This is a genomic window from Enterococcus sp. ARL09-542 (assembly GCF_005234805.1).
GTDB lineage: Bacteria > Bacillota > Bacilli > Lactobacillales > Enterococcaceae > Enterococcus_D > Enterococcus_D gallinarum.
This window is the reverse complement of the sequence record NZ_QPQX01000001.1, coordinates 421,254-437,771: the sequence shown is the minus strand read 5'-3', so window position 1 is coordinate 437,771 and position 16,518 is coordinate 421,254. Positions and strand designations below refer to the sequence as shown.

At 43.5% G+C, this 16,518-nt stretch carries 11 protein-coding genes and 1 pseudogene; 8 read left to right on the top strand and 4 right to left on the bottom strand.

All coding sequences use genetic code 11. The features are described from left to right. Positions 1-4: 4 nt before the first annotated feature. Positions 5-2,689 (bottom strand): alpha-mannosidase, encoded by a 2,685-nt coding sequence (locus DVW06_RS02075; protein ID WP_005470872.1) that lies wholly within the window; start codon positions 2,687-2,689, stop codon positions 5-7. A gap of 32 nt (positions 2,690-2,721) precedes the next feature. Continuing rightward, positions 2,722-4,011, bottom strand: coding sequence for a glycoside hydrolase family 125 protein (locus tag DVW06_RS02070; protein WP_003125950.1), 1,290 nt, complete (start codon positions 4,009-4,011; stop codon positions 2,722-2,724). Between the two features lie 154 nt (positions 4,012-4,165). On the opposite strand from DVW06_RS02070, the gene DVW06_RS02065 reads away from it, so the two are divergent. The 3 genes from DVW06_RS02065 to DVW06_RS17020 all read left to right on the top strand — a co-directional run bounded on the left by DVW06_RS02065 (position 4,166) and on the right by DVW06_RS17020 (position 7,666). Then, complete coding sequence (locus tag DVW06_RS02065) at positions 4,166-5,236, top strand: GntR family transcriptional regulator (RefSeq protein WP_137264358.1); 1,071 nt, start codon at positions 4,166-4,168, stop codon at positions 5,234-5,236. Positions 5,237-5,254: 18 nt separating this feature from the next. Beyond that, on the top strand, positions 5,255-7,432 hold the full coding sequence (locus tag DVW06_RS02060; protein WP_137264357.1) for a GH92 family glycosyl hydrolase: 2,178 nt from the start codon (positions 5,255-5,257) through the stop codon (positions 7,430-7,432). Between the two features lie 78 nt (positions 7,433-7,510). Beyond that, a complete protein-coding gene (locus DVW06_RS17020; protein ID WP_021150114.1) occupies positions 7,511-7,666 on the top strand; it encodes a hypothetical protein in 156 nt (51 codons plus the stop codon). A 23-nt stretch (positions 7,667-7,689) separates the two neighbouring features. Here the strand turns inward: DVW06_RS17020 and DVW06_RS02055 are convergent, their stop codons facing one another. Beyond that, the gene (locus DVW06_RS02055) at positions 7,690-8,499 is read right to left on the bottom strand and encodes an HAD-IIB family hydrolase (protein ID WP_086269078.1); all 810 of its coding nucleotides are present in this window, start codon (positions 8,497-8,499) and stop codon (positions 7,690-7,692) included. A 166-nt stretch (positions 8,500-8,665) separates the two neighbouring features. Between DVW06_RS02055 and DVW06_RS02050 the strand changes: the two genes are divergently transcribed. Continuing rightward, positions 8,666-9,661 (top strand): ROK family protein, encoded by a 996-nt coding sequence (locus tag DVW06_RS02050; protein ID WP_137264356.1) that lies wholly within the window; start codon positions 8,666-8,668, stop codon positions 9,659-9,661. 109 nt (positions 9,662-9,770) lie between these two features. On the opposite strand, the gene DVW06_RS02045 is transcribed toward DVW06_RS02050, so the two are convergent. Next, positions 9,771-10,151: a VOC family protein gene (locus DVW06_RS02045; RefSeq protein ID WP_003125943.1), complete on the bottom strand. Its 381-nt coding sequence runs from the start codon at positions 10,149-10,151 to the stop codon at positions 9,771-9,773. Between the two features lie 286 nt (positions 10,152-10,437). On the opposite strand from DVW06_RS02045, the pseudogene DVW06_RS17805 reads away from it, so the two are divergent. From DVW06_RS17805 to DVW06_RS02025, 4 genes and pseudogenes are all read left to right on the top strand, one after another. After that, positions 10,438-10,962: pseudogene (locus tag DVW06_RS17805) on the top strand (FAD/NAD(P)-binding protein); the annotation flags it as partial. A 1,384-nt stretch (positions 10,963-12,346) separates the two neighbouring features. After that, positions 12,347-13,285 carry an AAA family ATPase gene (locus DVW06_RS02035; protein ID WP_003125938.1) on the top strand — a complete coding sequence of 313 codons (939 nt, stop codon included), beginning with the start codon at positions 12,347-12,349 and terminating at the stop codon, positions 13,283-13,285. Continuing rightward, positions 13,285-14,313 carry a DUF58 domain-containing protein gene (locus tag DVW06_RS02030; protein ID WP_005470861.1) on the top strand — a complete coding sequence of 343 codons (1,029 nt, stop codon included), beginning with the start codon at positions 13,285-13,287 and terminating at the stop codon, positions 14,311-14,313. Before DVW06_RS02035 ends, DVW06_RS02030 begins: the two co-directional genes overlap by 1 nt. Next, the gene (locus tag DVW06_RS02025) at positions 14,310-16,463 is read left to right on the top strand and encodes a DUF4129 domain-containing transglutaminase family protein (protein ID WP_137264354.1); all 2,154 of its coding nucleotides are present in this window, start codon (positions 14,310-14,312) and stop codon (positions 16,461-16,463) included. The genes DVW06_RS02030 and DVW06_RS02025 overlap by 4 nt, the downstream gene beginning before the upstream one ends. The last annotated feature ends 55 nt before the right edge of the window (positions 16,464-16,518 follow it).

The following is a 16,518-nucleotide window of genomic DNA, read 5'->3' as shown; positions in this document are numbered from 1 at the left end:
TTTTTCACTCCTTCAAACCGATTGTTCGAATTTCATAAGCAGCCAGTGTTTCTCCAACTGATTGAGGCTGTTCTTCTTCCAACAAATTAAGCAGGCAACGATCTGTCTTTTCTTTCTTCGCGACAAAAGGTGTTGCTGTATCGGCAAGATTGTACCCTCTTAGAACGAGCAAGTCATCTTGGCGACGACGTTTAAGAGCCGTGATCGCCACTGTAGCGCCATTGGCTTCCACGAATTGTGACTGTTTTTCTAATAGACCTGAGTGGATGGCTGTTTGCCGGGCGATCCAAGGCACTTGAGCTGCTTGTGCTTGTCGATAGGTTTCGTAGCGTTCGTTGGCTTGAGCATGCAACTCAATCCCGTACTCAAACGTATGCTTACCGATACATTGCGCTTCTGGTGTTGGGAAATAGCCCCAATCGCCAAGTTCTCCTGTGCATCGTAACAATGTCAAACAAATTTTGTCTTCTACGATCTCGTATTCATTTAATCCAGTATTGGAAACTGTGACGCCGAAATCTTCCTCATGTAAATTAACAAATGCGTGTTGATGCTGCGGATTTGTCGGATTTTGCCAATGGCTAGAGACTTGATTCGGCCTTCTAACTGCTTCATAGATACTATCAGCTTCATGTTGATCCGTATGGATACCCGTAGGGAAAAGCGCCCGTAACCGGTGGTCTTTGCTTTGGTTGTTCACTGTCGTTTTAAAACTGATTCGTTTACTGTTGCAGTCCAAGCGAATTTCTGTTTCCAAGGTAAATGGCACTGTTTGTTGCGCCCTTTGTGCTTTACGGAAACGGAAATCGACGACTGCTTTTTGTTCTTCAAGTAATTGCTCATCAGCCGATACTGGAATTTGCATCATCTGCGTTACTTTAACGACGCCATAAAGAGCAGAATTTGCGATGACCTCAATTTGATGAGGAAAAGCTGTTGAGTAAATGGCGCGGTCCCCTTCAGGTTGTTTGAAAATATACTCATTGCCGATATCGCCAACATCTTCAAAAACCAATAAATCCGTCAATTCTTTCCCGGTTGCTTTTTCTTTGATGGTCAGACTGCCGTTTGAAGTGATCGTTGCTTGGACAAACGCGTTTTCTAAAACACGACCATCTGCTGAAACGATTTTTTCTGTCGTAGATGCTACTTGTGGCTTGTCAGCCTCAATCAGTGCAAAGGTCTGCCATGAAAATTCCGGCATTTGATCCACTTGGACTTGTACATTGACAAAACGCTTCATAAAAGGAATCCGAAAAGCGTCTTTCGGTAATTCATAGTCAAAAAGCACTTCTTCTTCGCTGATTTTTGCCGGTAAGATCTTTCCTTCAGAATCAATGATTTGGTAAGAACCTTTAGGCTGTTGCTGCAACTCTTGATATAACCGGCTAGGAAGCCCTTCTCGGAATGTTTTCCGGCTCAGTTCTACTTCCACTTCAACGATGCCCGAACGTGTCGTCCCTGAGGTATTAAAGACTACAAATGGTCGGCTTTCTTTTGGAAAAGCGGAAGTATCGATGACATTTAGCAACTGTGCTACTGCTTCATCAGCGACATATTTGCCGATTTCATTGGCTTTTTCAAACCGCGGCATCATCTCCCGATGCACTTCGTCCACCGAACAGCCACAAATACTGTCATGAGGATGATTTTGCATCAACAGTTTCCAAGCGTGGTCCAGCACATCGTGGGGATACTTCTTCGTTACCTCATACGCCATCGTTGCTAATGGTTCAGCCACATTTTCCAATTGACGTGAGACGCGCGTATTCCATTGTTTCAAATAAACCCGCGAGGAGGCCGTGTTGGCTAGCGTATACCAGCCGTCTGTCTCTTGACTTGTCAATTCGCCGCTCACGGTCCCAAGGTCTGCTGGCAAATCCGCTTGAACTGCTGCAAGGTATTCTGTGAACCCAGCATGCTTGAATTCATAATCAGGGAACAATTCATTCGCTAAGCGGATCGCTTCACTGATATTTTTTTGGACAGGCTGATGATCCACCCCATTCATCATCAAGTAATGATTTGTCGAACCAAATTTCTCAACATCTTGCAATTTTTGAGTCCAAAACTGGTGTGCTTCTTCCCGATCAACCGGAATCTCATTGCCATTGGAATACCAGTTGGCAAAAAGTAGACCAAAGATCTCACTGCCATCTGGACCTCGCCAATTCATTTCTGAGTATTGGGAGGTAAACTGATCATCCGGTAAAACTTCGTTATCAAACCCGATTGGCTTAACTCCTCGACCAAAAGCTGCACTGTGTAAGTTGGCTTGCTTCATCATTTGCGGTGTTTGGCCCATATTCCCGAATGTATCCGGGAAATAGCCCAGCATGACGGGTGTTCCCCATTTTTTGCTTTCAGCCATCCCAATCAACATGTTGCGGGTATTGGACTCTGAACTAATCAAAAAGTCATCTTGAAGAATATAAAAGGGACCAATTTGTAATTTTCCTTGATCGATTGCTCGTTTGACCGCTGCCCGCTTTTCCGGACGAACTTCCAAATAATCATCTAGGATAATGGTCTGACCATCTAAATGAAAACTGTGGAACTCAGGATCTTTCTCAAACAATTCCAATAGATCATCCATCAATTCAATCAAGCGCATATGGTGTTGCTCATAAGGCATATACCACTCACGATCCCAATGACTATGAGATACGATATAAATTTGTTTTTTCATTGTCTAACTCCTCTCGTTTTTGCCGGAGATGCTTATTTTTCTACTCGAATATCAAAGTAATCCATGACAAGCTCACAAAACATCATATTGGCCCATGAGAACCATTCCCGGGTATATTTCGTCGGATCATCCACATCGAATCCTTCATGCATCAAATGGGTGCCAGCATCGGTTGCAACTAATTGATTGAGGATTCGTTCTTTCTCCGCCTTATCTGGTGTCGTCATGCCTTCCATTGCCATCGCGATCGGCCACACATAGTTTTCTGGTGTATGAGAGCTTCCGATTCCCTTCGCATATTTTCCTTCATAGAAGTAAGGATTTTCGGAACTGAGCAACGTTTTGCGTGTGGCTAAATAGGTTTCATCTTGATCTGATCCGTAACCTAAATAAGGGGCGGCAACCAAATTCGGTACGTTGCTATCATCCATCACAGTGGCATTGCCTTGACCATCGACTTCATAGGCATAGATCGTTTGACCCGCTTGATTGGTGGTTTTGCCAAACGCATCGATCCCTGCTTGGATCTCTGATTGGAGCTGTTTTGCTTGAGTAACAATCGCTGGTTCATTCAAGATAGAACTAAAAATCTCAACAATGTAGCCTAAAACCACTACAGCAAACATATTCGAAGGAACCAGATAACCATAAGCACATGCATCGTCACTGGGACGAAATCCCGACCAGGTCATACCAGTTGGTACGACAGGCGCTCCTTTCCCGTCATTGATCAAGGTATCTTCTTTACGCCATGTTTCTCTCTCAAAGCGATAAGGAGATTCTTGATGATTTTGTTCCGTGGCAAAAACATGAAGGGCTTTTTTGATACCGCTCACAAAATCGTCATTAAACTGATCTGTTCTGCCAGTATTCTTATACAACAGGTACGCCAATTGAATGGGATAACACAAAGAATCGATCTCATATTTTCGTTCCCAGATCCAATCATTCATCTCTGTCAAATCGCTTTGATGCCCGGCGCCATTTGCTGCTTCATTAAAGGCATTGGCATAAGGGTCGATATTGATATAAAAAAATTGCTTCTTGACTAATCCGCTGATCATCGCTGCCAGCTCTTCATCTTCCTTGGCAATTACTAAATAAGGCCGTACCTGCGCGGTTGAGTCTCGCAACCACATCGCCGGAATGTCCCCTGTCAGTAGAAATGTTGTGCCATCTTCATGGCGTTTGACCGTTGTCAACAATGTGTTAGCAAAAGCAGCATTGAAGTTTTTTGCCCAATCCGCATGTTCACTTCCGCAACGTTCGGTTATTTCCTGCATAAAGTTTGCAACTGAATTTGGTATTTCTTGATAAGCCATTTGGTCACCATCCTAAATTTGATATATCATTTTACGAATTCAGTATAACGATGTTTCTCAGCATTGTCTAGTTCAATTTGACAAAACTCTATTTTCAATTTTGAACGAATATGCTATCCTGTGAATATGATATATCAAAAAAGGAGATCAACTCATGAAAGAACCATTATACAAAAAAATTTATCACGAATTGTATGAGCAGATTCAAAGCGGTGAGTTAGCTCCGGAAAGCCGTGTCCCTACTGAAAAGGAATTGTCAGAGAAATACCAAGTGAGTCGCATCACCTCCAAGCGAGCCTTAACTGAATTGGAACAAAATCAGCTGATCTATCGTATTCAAGGAAGTGGCAGTTTTGTTCGTAGACCAATCCAACCACAATCAAAGGGGAAAGTGCTGTTTATTTTACCCTTCGCGAATGACCTTTCCCTTGGCAATTTTACGGAAGGCATCTATCCAGTCATGCAGGAACAGGGATTCGAATTGATGCTGACACCTGTTGATTATCTGGAGCAAACCACGGCCGAAGCTTTGACAGAAGAATTTGACGGAATGATCTACTACGCTAACAACACGAATTCAAATTATGATCTGCTTTTCGAACTGGCTTCACAAGGGTTCCCTGTCGTCACACTTGATAAAGCACTGCATGAGTTCTCATTCCCAGCTGTTTTGGCAGACAACTTTGAAGGAGGACAGTTAGCGACTGAACATCTTTTGGCACAAGGTCATCAACGCATTGGCTATATTTTTGGTGAACGTCACCATCCACAGTCTGTCCGCCAACGTTATCTAGGCTATGTGGATCAATTAAAAAAGCAACAGTCGTCTTTTCGAACAAAACTTGATGATCCTCAGGCACTTTTGTCATCAGCTGTTAGTTATATTCAAGAGAATCAGTTGACTGGAGCTGTCTGCGAGAATGATCTTGTCGCCATCGAATTGATGCGCCAATTGAAACAAGTTGGGGTTCAGGTTCCAAAAGAGTTTGCTGTGATCGGCTTCGATGACATTCAAGCGGCTGCATTGGTGGATCCACCTCTCAGCACTGTAAAACAAAATTTTGCCGAGTTGGGTCGTTTGGCTGGTACAAAATTAGTACAGTTGATTCAGTCAACTGCTGCCGACTTATCTCCGCTCGCCAAAGAAGATGAGTGTGCAACAGCGAATCAGAAAGTCGCAGTCACTTTAGTTGTCAGAGATTCAACAATTGACCAAAAACAATGACATAAAGGAGCAAACAAAATGAAAGTAACAATGATCGATACGAGGCATGGGACAGATAATCAATACAGCTTTTCTCACGGCAACTGTCTCCCTTATACAGGGGTTCCGTTTGGCATGAACTATTTTGCCCCTCAAACAAGCGACCAACGTGGAAGTTGGTGGTTCCATCCTGAAGACCGTACGTTTCAAGGATTTCGACTGACCCATCAGCCAAGCCCTTGGATGGGCGATTTTAGTCACCTTACTTTTTTGCCTATTAATGGGAAGTTATCAGAAAATACACTATTTCATGCCCAAAGTTCCTATCGTCCAGAAGAAAGTGTCTTCAATCCAGCTTGTTTACAAGTGAAAAGCCAACGCTACCAACTCACTACAACATTGATCCCAAGCATGTACGGAGGCATTCTGGCTCTAGATGGTGCAGTGACTGATCCTGGCTTAGGAATCTCTTTGCCTGGGCGCTATCAGCTGCAGCAAGTCGACGAACAGACCGTCAAAGGACAGGTCATCAATTACTCTGGCTGTGAAGACAATGACTTTGCTTTTCACTTCATCTTGCGTTTTGAAACAGCTGTTCATGCGATTGAAGGGGAATTATCAGGAGAAAATGGCTTTGTGGTGATTCGTTTTGAAGAAAAAAATCAGCAAACGATCCGTTTGGGGACATCCTTTTTAAGTTCTCAGCAAGCCTTTCTGAATCTCAGCCGTGAGTTGGATCAAACAACAGCTGACTACTTGTCTAATGCGCAGCAATCATGGGAAAATTACTTGAATCGAATAGATATCAAGCACCACGATCCAAAACAAGTTTCAACTTTTTATCATAATTTTTATCGGTTGTTTTTATTCCCACAGACTTTTTATGAACGAGATCAATCTGGTCAAAAAATCCATTACGATACACTTGCCAAGACCATCAAACCAGGACCGCTTTATACAAACAATGGTTTCTGGGATACTTACAAAACAGTCTACCCACTCTTTTCTCTGATTGCGGTCGAGCAGCTAGAAGATATGTTGGAAGGATTTTTGAACAGCTTTAAAGAAAGCGGATTCTTGCCAAAATGGTTATCACCTGATGAGCGAGGGCTGATGCCAGGTACATTGATCGATGCTGTGATCGCTGATGCCTGCGTCAAAGGAATTCGACCTGACTTGATGCCAGAGTTCTTAACAGCTATGAAGAAAGCAGCCTCCATTCAGAGTCCAAATCCAAATTACGGCCGGCAAGGAACTGCCGATTACTTGAAATACGGCTATGTTCCTAGTGAGTACCATGAATCTGTCAATCATACCCTTGATTATTGTTACAGTGATTTTTGCATTGCCCAAGTGGCAAGTTCTCTGGCTGACCCTGAAGCAAGCTACTATCAGCAGCAAGCAAAAAACTATTTAGCGATCTTTGATTCAGAAACAGGCTTTATGCGAGCAAAAGACAAAGCCGGTGATTTTCGGACGGATTTTGATTCCTATCGTTGGGGTCGTGATTATGCAGAAGGGAGTGCGTGGCAAAGTAGCTTTGCTGTGTTCCATGATTTTGCTGGCCTGATCGCAGCTCATGGCGGCAAACAATCCTTTGAACAAAAACTGGTGGATTTGTGCAATCAAGCTCCCCATTATACTACCGAGGGCTACGGTTTTGAGATTCATGAAATGAGTGAAATGGCGGCTTTGGATTTTGGTCAGTTAGCTATCTCGAATCAGCCTAGTTTCCACTATCCTTATCTCTTTAGTTACATTGGCAAACCAGAAATGGCACAACCATTGATTAAACAATTGCTGACCCAATGTTTCGATGATTCTCCAAAAGGGTATCCTGGAGATGAGGACAATGGCAGCATGTCCGGTTGGTATGTTTTTAACGCATTAGGTTTCTATCCTGTCACTCCTGGTACCGGCGAATACGTTTTGGGGATGCCTTTGCTTGACGAAGCGACACTCTTTTTGTCGAATGGAAAAGAACTTAAAGTCCACAGCACGCCAAATCAGCCGCAGCAGCAATTTATCGACAATGTGACTCTAAATGGTAAACAACACTCTCGGTTGTTCTTTACTCATGATGAACTGATCGCTGGTTCGACGATCCGCTATACTCTAGGCATCGTTCCCCGCAGTAAGACTTGGTCAGCGGAAGCTTATCCTTATAGTCTGTCGCATAGTCAAGAGTCGAATGAAGACCATAATGAAAATCGGTAGGTACCTTTTTTAAAGAACGAGCAATACCGAAAGAAAAAAAGGTTGCGACATAAGGATCAACCAAACTAAACTATCTGAATGACAGTAATTGAATTGCGTGAGGTATTTCCCACTTATGGAGATACCCTGCTGACCGCCGGACAATTACAACAACCTTCAGATAGTCAGTTTGTTGAAGAACTTATGTTGCAGACCTTTTTTGCTGGTTGCTCTTTTGCAGCTATCAATCAATGAACCGATAGCCTAAATCGATTAGATCAATGATTAGATTCCTGTAACGCCAAAATCAGTTCAATGGTTCGCAGCACACCATTGTCATCATTGGAGCGGGTCACAAAAGCTGCAGCTTCCTTGATTTCCTCAAAAGCATTTTTCATTGCAAAGCTGTAGGTGCCAGCGGCCATTAATTCGCTGTCATTCAATCCATCCCCAAAGACCATCGTTTCTTGGGGACTCACTGCCAGCAAATTCTGTAATTGGGCTACTGTTGTCCCTTTATGGACACCTTGATTAGTGATATCGATCCACGCAGCTTCTGAAGCAACGATGTAGGCATCTGCTGCAAAAGAAGACAGCTGCTTGACGCTATCGAAACAACGTAACTTAGGATCATATACCGTCACTTTCACGAAGTCTTCTTGGATCTCACTATAACTGGTGACCGTTTTGACAACACGATAAGAACCTCGAACCCGGGCTGCCTTTTCTTCCGTTGTCGTTTCCTTGATATAAGCGGCTGTTGGGGTACAGGCAATGATCACATGGTCATCTGCTATTTTTTCTAATCGTTGGATCAAACGCTGCCCCAATGCATTTGGAAGTAAGGATTCAAACACATAGCCTCCTTGATGTTTGATTCGTGTGGCACTATCCCCTAATATCCAGATTTTCGCTGCTTGATCCCCAAACAGTTCTTCTACGCGCTCGCACTGCTTGCCAGTACAAGCGGCAAAGGCTATCCCTCTTTGTTCCATCATCTGGCTGACTTTATCAAAATAGGTTTGATCAAAGGCCCCCTGGCTATTTAAAAATGTTCCATCTAAATCTGTAATGATCAGTTTGATCATCTCATTCCACATCCTTCGCCGCGTCGCTGCCGCTCTATTTATTTAACTACCTTAATTAAATATACTTATTTAACTGAAAACCGTCAATCGCTTTAGGAACTTTCTTTACATTGCTGCGCTTCATCGCTATACTTAATAAACTAGGTTCACTAAAGGAGGCAATAACATGTCTGCCAATAAAAACTTGATTCGCCACCAGAATATTCAAGTCGTCTTAAAAGAATTGTTTCAAAAAGGGACCTCTTTTGCATCCGATCTGGTAAAAGAGACCGGCATCAGCATGGTGACGATCAATTCTTTATTAAAAGATCTTGTTTCAGAGGGAATGGTAACGAAAGGCAAGCTCGTTCAAAGAGAGATTGGGCGCCCAGCTATCGAATATTGCTTTAACTATAAGTACTCAAAATCATTGTTGCTCGCTTTGATAGAAGTAAATCGTCAATTGGAGTTGAGAAGCTACCACATCGATTTGAAAGGAACGATCTTAGCTGCGCAGCACCAAGCTTTTTCCGAGATCACACCGACAGCCTTTCAGAATCTTGTCCGACAATCTATCGAAGCTTTCGCTGATGTCGAACAGATCGCTGTGCTGTTGCCAGGAAAAATCAGTGAGGGTGTCGTGACTTCCAGCTGGTATGAAAAGTTTGATGGATGGGATCTTGACCAGTTATTCAAGGAGATTACGCCTATTCCTTGCTTTTATCAAAATGATGCCCATTTGCTGACCGTTGGCCATTGTATCGCCAAGCAGATTTCTCTCTCGGAAAACATCGTAGGTATTTATAATCCCGAAAACAGCATGCCAGGGATCACGTTGATCTTCAATGCTTCTCTGTTAGAAGGCCAAAATGCGCTTGCTGGAGAAGCAAAATACTTACCAGGCTTTATCGACAAAGGTGCTCCAAAAAGTACTCAAGAATTGGTGGCCCGCTTATCTGCTTTAGTGCCTTTTTATAATGCTGCTTTTGCTCCTGATTGCTTTGTTTTTGCCAGTACAGCAGCAATAGAAGAAGACTTGCTAGCGGCTATCACTCACGACCCTTTTATTACCAAACAGCCGAATCATCCTGTATATACCTTTGTTCACGACTTCGACCAAGCCATGATCTTGGGTATGCACTGGCTGCTTTTCCGCAATACCCCCTACGATCTATCTTGCTAAACCTTTCCGTTGGGCATTGGGAGTTGCGCCAAAAAAACGAACGAGTAGATCTCTCCTTTTTGCAGGCGAAAAGTTACGCCAAATCAGGGGATCACCGTTCGTTTTTTGTTTACGCAACAGTAATTTCGATCAAATTCCCTTCAGGATCTTGGATCACCGCTTCATAATAACCATCCCCTGTTGTGCGGGGACCGCTCAGCAGAGGAAAGCCATCTGAGACAAAACGTTGGGCATAAGCATCCACTTCCGCTTGGCTTTTCAGAGCCATCGCTAAGTGCGTGTAACCCAGTGTATCTGTTCCACCAGGGTGAAGGTGCTGCTTTGTCGTTAATTCGATACGACTGCCAGAATCAAAACGCAAAAAATAAGATTGAAACCCAGTCTTGGTGTTGTGATATTTTTCAGAACGTTGGGCACCAAAATACGTTTCATAAAATTCGGCCATTTTTTCTAGATCACGAACCCAAATGGCAATGTGTTCCACAAACATTGTATCCCTCTTTTCGCTTTTTTATGAAAAGAATCCACTTTACTTGTCCTTTAATCATGCACATCCAAATTCTTCTCTTATTCATTGTATCGAAGTTTCTTCTTTCCAGCAATTTTAGTCCTATCACAGAGCAATCCTCTTTCTTCTTATTTCCTCATATTTTAAGCCATTACTTGAATGGTTTTTCTGAAACCAGTCGCAATAGTTGCAGTTCCTCAAAAATTTCTCTAAAGTGAAAGAAAATAAGTCATCGATCAAAAAAGATTCTCCAGTTTGCGAAGGAGGAATGAAAATGAACATCGCAATCATCGGTGCTGGACCACGAGGACTGTCACTATGTGAAAGGTTGATTGCTCAAGCAAGTATCAATCAGCAGTCTCTATCTCTCACATTGATTGATCCCTATCCCCCTGGAGGCGCTATTTGGCAAACGAATCAACCGCAAAGTTTGCTACTCAATTCTGTGACCAGTCAAGTCACCCTTTTTACTGACGAAACGCTAGAAACTGGTGGCCCGATCAACCCCGGTCCCAGTCTTTACGAATGGGCAAAAAAAGACGGTAGGAATTTTGCTAAAAAAAATCAGCCCTCACTGGTATCAGAAATTGACAAGTTGGATCCTGACGGTCATTGTTCTCGCGCATTATACGGGCTGTATCAGAAATGGTTTTATCAGCAATTGATTGAAACATTGCCCCCATTCATCACATTCACGTATTTGCAGGAAAACGCCATTGGCCTAATACCGAAACAAACGCACTATTTACTAAAAACAGACAGGCACTCTCTTCAATCGGACCGAGTGATTCTAGCAGTTGGGCATCATCAAGTCTCGCTCACTGAAGAAGAAGATCGATTAAACGAATTCGCCCGCCAAAAAAGCTTTTTGTATTCTCCGCCTCAGAATGCAGCGGATGTCGATTTTAATAAAGTTAAAGGCGGAGAACACGTTATTCTCCGAGGTCTAGGATTGGCGTTCTTTGATTATGTCACCCGTTTGACCACTGATCGCGGCGGTGTCTTTATTGGTTCTGATCGCCTTCGCTACATTCCTTCTGGCAATGAACCAACAATCATTGCCGGATCAGGAAGAGGTTTGCCATACCACGCACGAGGAGCCAATCAGAAGCATCCAACAGAACAGATTCTGCCTCGCTTCTTGACAACGGAACGACTCCGCTCTTGGCAAGCGAAAGGGCAAGATCAGTCCACTGAGTTTTTCTTTTATTTGCAGAAAGAAATGGAACTTGTTTATTATCAACGCTGGCTGTCTCAAGAGTCTGAAGATGATCAAGCGGCTTTTACTGAACAATTTGTCCGCCAAAATGGCGCCGCCGATGTTTTGACAGACTTCCAAATTCCTCGCCAAAATTGGTTGGACTGGCGCTATATCTTCGATCCTTACAAAAGAAAAGAGAGCCAATCGATTCGCGACTTTCTGTTGACCTATCTTACTTGGGATGTTACAGAAGCGGCCAAAGGAAATTTAACAAGTCCGATCAGTAGTATGTTTGAATTGTTAAAAGATTTGCGTGATCCGGTTCGCTTTATGCTTGATCAGCAATTGTTTTCGCCAAAAGCATTAAAAGAAAAATTCTGGCAGTCTTTCGTTCCATTGAACGCCTTTTTATCGATTGGCCCCCCACTTCAGCGCATTCGTGAATTGATCGCACTGATCGAAGCGGATATCGTCACGATTCTTGGTCCAAAGATGATCGTTGAAGGAAGCGGCACCTTTGTGGCTTATTCAGCCAGCTATCCCCAACAACGATACGCCGCTAAGCAGGTATTGGAAGCTCGGATTCAATCGACGGATATTCGTCGTACCGCTAATCCATTGTTAAGACAATTACTAGCTGATGGCATTGCCAGTCCTCATAAGTTATACATTCCTAAGGAGGCTCCGTTTTACACAGGTGCCATTGCGCTTGATCCGGCCACAAGCCAGTTGCTTGATCCAAATGATCAGATTCAAGAAGGACTTTACTGTTTTGGTATCCCAACAGAAGGCATTCACTGGCTAACCGCCGCCACAGCACAACCGGGAACCAATGCTTTTAATTTACGACAAGCAGATCAGATTGCTGCCCATTGCTTGACTAGTTCTCTTCTTGGGGATAGGCGCTGCCTTCAATAAATTGCGATTGCAAATAAAAACCGATACAATAAAAGAAAAGGCTCAAGGAGGTTGAAAAATGGCAGATGAACTACAAAAGATCGATGCGTTGATCAATGAAGTCGAGAAAGTGATTTTAGGAAAACGTGATGTGATCCAATTAACTGTGGCGGCATTATTGGCAGGTGGTCACGTTTTGTTTGAAGATATTCCCGGAGTAGGGAAAACGATGCTAGTCAAATCATTGGCAAAAGCCATCCAAAGCGACTATAAGCGTGTTCAGTTTACCCCAGATCTTTTGCCCAATGATATCTTAGGTGTATCGATCTTCAATTCAGAAAACCAGCAATTTGAATTTCGACCGGGACCTATCTTTACTTCTGTGTTATTAGCAGATGAAATCAATCGCACAACACCTCGTACACAAGCAGCATTATTGGAAGCAATGTCTGAGAATCACGTGACCATCGATAATCAAACCTACGCGCTAAGCCCTCACTTCTTTGTGTTGGCGACTCAAAACCCAATCGAATATGAAGGAACCTATCCTTTGCCGGAAGCACAACTGGATCGTTTTTTGTTTCGATTACACATTGGCTACCCTGCTTTTCAAGATGAGCTTGCTTTACTGATTGGACAACGCCAGCAATCCCTCAATCAAATTCAGACAATATTGACCTCGCAGGAAGTTACCGCATTGAAACAAATGGTCGATCAAGTTTTCGTGGACAATCAAGTTGCTCGCTATGCGCTGCAGCTGGTCCAAGCTAGCCGCAACCATAATGCCATTGATTTAGGCATCAGCCCTCGTGGCGGCATTGCCTTTTTGAAAGGGGCAAAAGCATTGGCTTTGACCGAAGGAAGAACCTATGTGACACCGCAAGACTTGCAACGAATTTTGCCAGCCGTTTTTGGTCATCGCTTATTATTAAAAGGCGGGATTACTGCCAGCCAGGAAAGTCTCTCTGAGATCATGAAGCAAATGATCCAACGCGTTCCTGTACCAGTGAGGCGCTGATGATGAGCAAACAGCGGTTATTGGGAAAATATCTGGTATTTTTTGTTACTTATTTTCTTTTACTAAGCTATTGTATCGTTTTCAATAATGAAGCAGGTTGGAGTCTCCTCTTTTTTGTTACTTTATTGGTACTAGCAGACTTGTTATTCATTCTGCCTTCCCTTAATAAAATCCAAGTGACTCTTGAAGAATCGATCCAAACACAAATAAACAAAGAAACGCCTTTGCCGCTGCAAGTTTTCAAGTATCGGCCAACGCTGTTGCCAATCCCAAAGCTGTCTTTGCTCTTTCAAAATCAGGAACAGACGCTCACTTTTTATCGGGGCGAATCCATCCGCTTAGAGGTGCTGTGGCTTCCTACCGCTCGAGGAGCATATAATGGACTGCCATTGACCCTCACAAGTCAGGAACTTTGGGGATTCTTCAGAAAAAGGCGGCAAATGAAAATCCAACAAGAAATCCTCATTTTGCCAGAATATCGACCCGAGGTCCTATCCTTGATGACACTTTTTGAAAAAAAGCCGCGAAAATATACTTACGGGGAATCAAATTTCACCATTCGAAACTACCGTAACTATCAGCAAGGGGATTCATTAAAGCATATTGACTGGAAGCTCTCCAGTAAACAGCAAGAACTGATTTATCGAGAACACGAAACGGAACAACAACAGGAGTTGACTTTGTTGTTTTGGGGTGAATCTCACCCTGCTTTTGAAGACACATTGGCGATCTTCTTTTCGCTCCAAAATCTCTTGCTTAAAAAGATGCCTTTTCAGCAACTATTGATCGGCGAGGACCTGGATTCTCCTTATCAAATCCATGCTGGAGCTTTCGCAGCGATTCAGCCATTTATCACAGTCCCAGAACCATTGCCCAAAATCTCAGGGCGTCAGGTGATTATCATCACACCGGCTGTCTCGCAATCCTTAGAAGACTATCTGGAATCCTTGACGCCAAGCAACATGCTGCAAGTTTATACGTATCATGACCTGATCCAACGACTGTCGAACAAAGAGGTGTCTGAATGAATCCTTTGATCAAAAAAGCCATAATCGGAGCTCTGACTTACATTGCGATCATTTTGACGGTGCTGCCGTTTTTAGCAGTCTACCACTTGGGGCACCAAACTACGTTGCTTCTGTACGCCTTTCTGATTTGCTTTGTGAGTATTTTAAGTCCTCGTCTTCGCTACAGTCTGCCTTTTTACATCGTAGGTTGGTTTGTCACTCTTTACCGCTTTTTTCCTTATGGTGAAGGATTTTCCTTCACTTGGTTCCAAAGATATTTTTATGATTTGCAAACAGCTCTCAGCGAGATTCTGGCTGGCAAAGTCGGTTATATCACTGAACTTGTTGCAGTGACCATTATCGTCACCGGCATTCTTCTGTTTGCTGTGTTCTCGATCTACATCCAGCATTTTTATATTGTCTACGGTGCAATGTGTCTCTATCTGCTGACTGTCGTGATTTTTAATGATTTCAATCTAACGTGGCATTTGTTGGGGGTGTGTTTTTGCGGAGTTCTTTGCAGCCTGATCAAAACCCAACAGCTGAAAACAGTACGAGAATGGTCGTTCTGGCTGGGGCTCACCCTGCTATGTTCGTTGCTGTTGGTTGGAGCAACACTGCTGCCAAGAACCGCGATTCGCGATCGCTTGGTAGCAGCTACCACTGGTATACGCACACAAGCGAATCAACGCGGCTTTTATCAGTTTATCGAAGAACATGGTGCACCTAGCGGGTCCCGTACAGGCTTTAGCGAAAATGATCGGCAATTAGGCGGTCCCTTATTAGACGATGATACCGTGTTATTTACAGCCCAACAAGATACCCGCCATTATTGGCGAGTAGAAAGCAAAGATTTTTATTCTGGCAAGGGTTGGATCAACACGATACGGGAAGAAGATCTGCGAACAGTGCCTGATTCCCTGCGGATTGCAGATGATAATTATCAACAAGATTATCTTAAAGAAGAAACAGTCCAGCTTTATTTGCAGAATCAGGGAGATTATTTGCCATTACCTTATGGAAGCAATCACCTCACTATTGAAGAAGGAGCCTCTGGTTTTATTGTGGATGATGCGGTTCAACGAGTCGATCTAATGGAGCCGCAACAACAGATTGAAGTTTCACTGGCTTGGCAGCCAGCGGACTATGCCGCTGAAACATTGCAATCCTTGCCGCTGCAACAGCCAGATACTCCTGTTGACTATACACAATTACCTGAGAACCTTCCTGCACGGATTCGGCAGCTTGCGCGCTCAATCACAGAAGATCAAAGTACCATCTTCGAACAAGTCACAGCCATTGAAAATCACTTGAAAAATTCAATTGAATTCCGTTATTCAAAAACGGATGCCGTCTATCCAGCAGAAGAACAAGACTATGTCGATCAATTTTTGTTTGAATCAAAAGTTGGCTATTGTGATAATTTCTCGACTGCGATGGTGGTATTATTACGAACGCTCGATATTCCGGCGCGCTGGGTCAAGGGTTTTTCGCCAGGAGATGCTCAAACTGAAAATGGCCTGACAACATTTACCGTGAGAAACCGCAACGCGCATTCGTGGGCGGAAGTCTATTTTGCCGGTTTTGGCTGGGTACCGTTTGAGCCGACGCCGAACTTTCAAAATCCTGATCGTCCCGAATTGCAAACAACAACTGTCTCTTCTGAAGTATTACCTGAAACGAGCAGTTCTAGTCGCGAGTCTTCTACCAGCAGCAGTAGTGAGACCAGCAGTTCCACAACAACGACGACAACTGTTGCGCCAGCAGAAGAACACCTTTTCTCACCTGAAACATGGCAATGGATCCGTTCTTTTCTGCAAGGTATCGCATGCTTGGTTTTCTTGGGATTACTGTATCTTTTGCGCCGCTACTTTTTCCGAATTCGCATCTGGTTGATTGCTCGCTTTCGTTCCGAACCATTACCAACCGCCTATCCTGTCTTGATGAAACAAGCAGCAAAAGTTCTTTTCCATGCTGATTCGGAACCTCTTAGTGAGTACGCCAGCCGATTGGAAGCTGTTTATCCTATTTTCCACGGGAGTTTTATCCAACTGACGGCAACCTATGAAGATTATCTTTACGGTGGGAAACCAATAGACGGCCAACAACAGCTGATTCTTCATGTCGCCCAGCAAATCAGTCAATTAAAGAAAATCAATCAAGTCCATTAAATGAAAGCAAGAAAAAGAACCGAAGACGCAGTGCTGCATGCTGCGCCTTCGGTTC

Bases quoted from the DNA above. Each gene is read 5' to 3' on its own strand.
- DVW06_RS02075 (WP_005470872.1), bottom strand. From the start codon at position 2,689: ATGAAAAAACAAATTTATATCGTATCTCATAGTCATTGGGATCGTGAG.
- DVW06_RS02070 (WP_003125950.1), bottom strand. From the start codon at position 4,011: ATGGCTTATCAAGAAATACCAAATTCAGTTGCAAACTTTATGCAGGAA.
- DVW06_RS02065 (WP_137264358.1), top strand. From the start codon at position 4,166: ATGAAAGAACCATTATACAAAAAAATTTATCACGAATTGTATGAGCAG.
- DVW06_RS02060 (WP_137264357.1), top strand. From the start codon at position 5,255: ATGAAAGTAACAATGATCGATACGAGGCATGGGACAGATAATCAATAC.
- DVW06_RS17020 (WP_021150114.1), top strand. From the start codon at position 7,511: ATGACAGTAATTGAATTGCGTGAGGTATTTCCCACTTATGGAGATACC.
- DVW06_RS02055 (WP_086269078.1), bottom strand. From the start codon at position 8,499: ATGATCAAACTGATCATTACAGATTTAGATGGAACATTTTTAAATAGC.
- DVW06_RS02050 (WP_137264356.1), top strand. From the start codon at position 8,666: ATGTCTGCCAATAAAAACTTGATTCGCCACCAGAATATTCAAGTCGTC.
- DVW06_RS02045 (WP_003125943.1), bottom strand. From the start codon at position 10,151: ATGTTTGTGGAACACATTGCCATTTGGGTTCGTGATCTAGAAAAAATG.
- DVW06_RS02035 (WP_003125938.1), top strand. From the start codon at position 12,347: ATGGCAGATGAACTACAAAAGATCGATGCGTTGATCAATGAAGTCGAG.
- DVW06_RS02030 (WP_005470861.1), top strand. From the start codon at position 13,285: ATGATGAGCAAACAGCGGTTATTGGGAAAATATCTGGTATTTTTTGTT.
- DVW06_RS02025 (WP_137264354.1), top strand. From the start codon at position 14,310: ATGAATCCTTTGATCAAAAAAGCCATAATCGGAGCTCTGACTTACATT.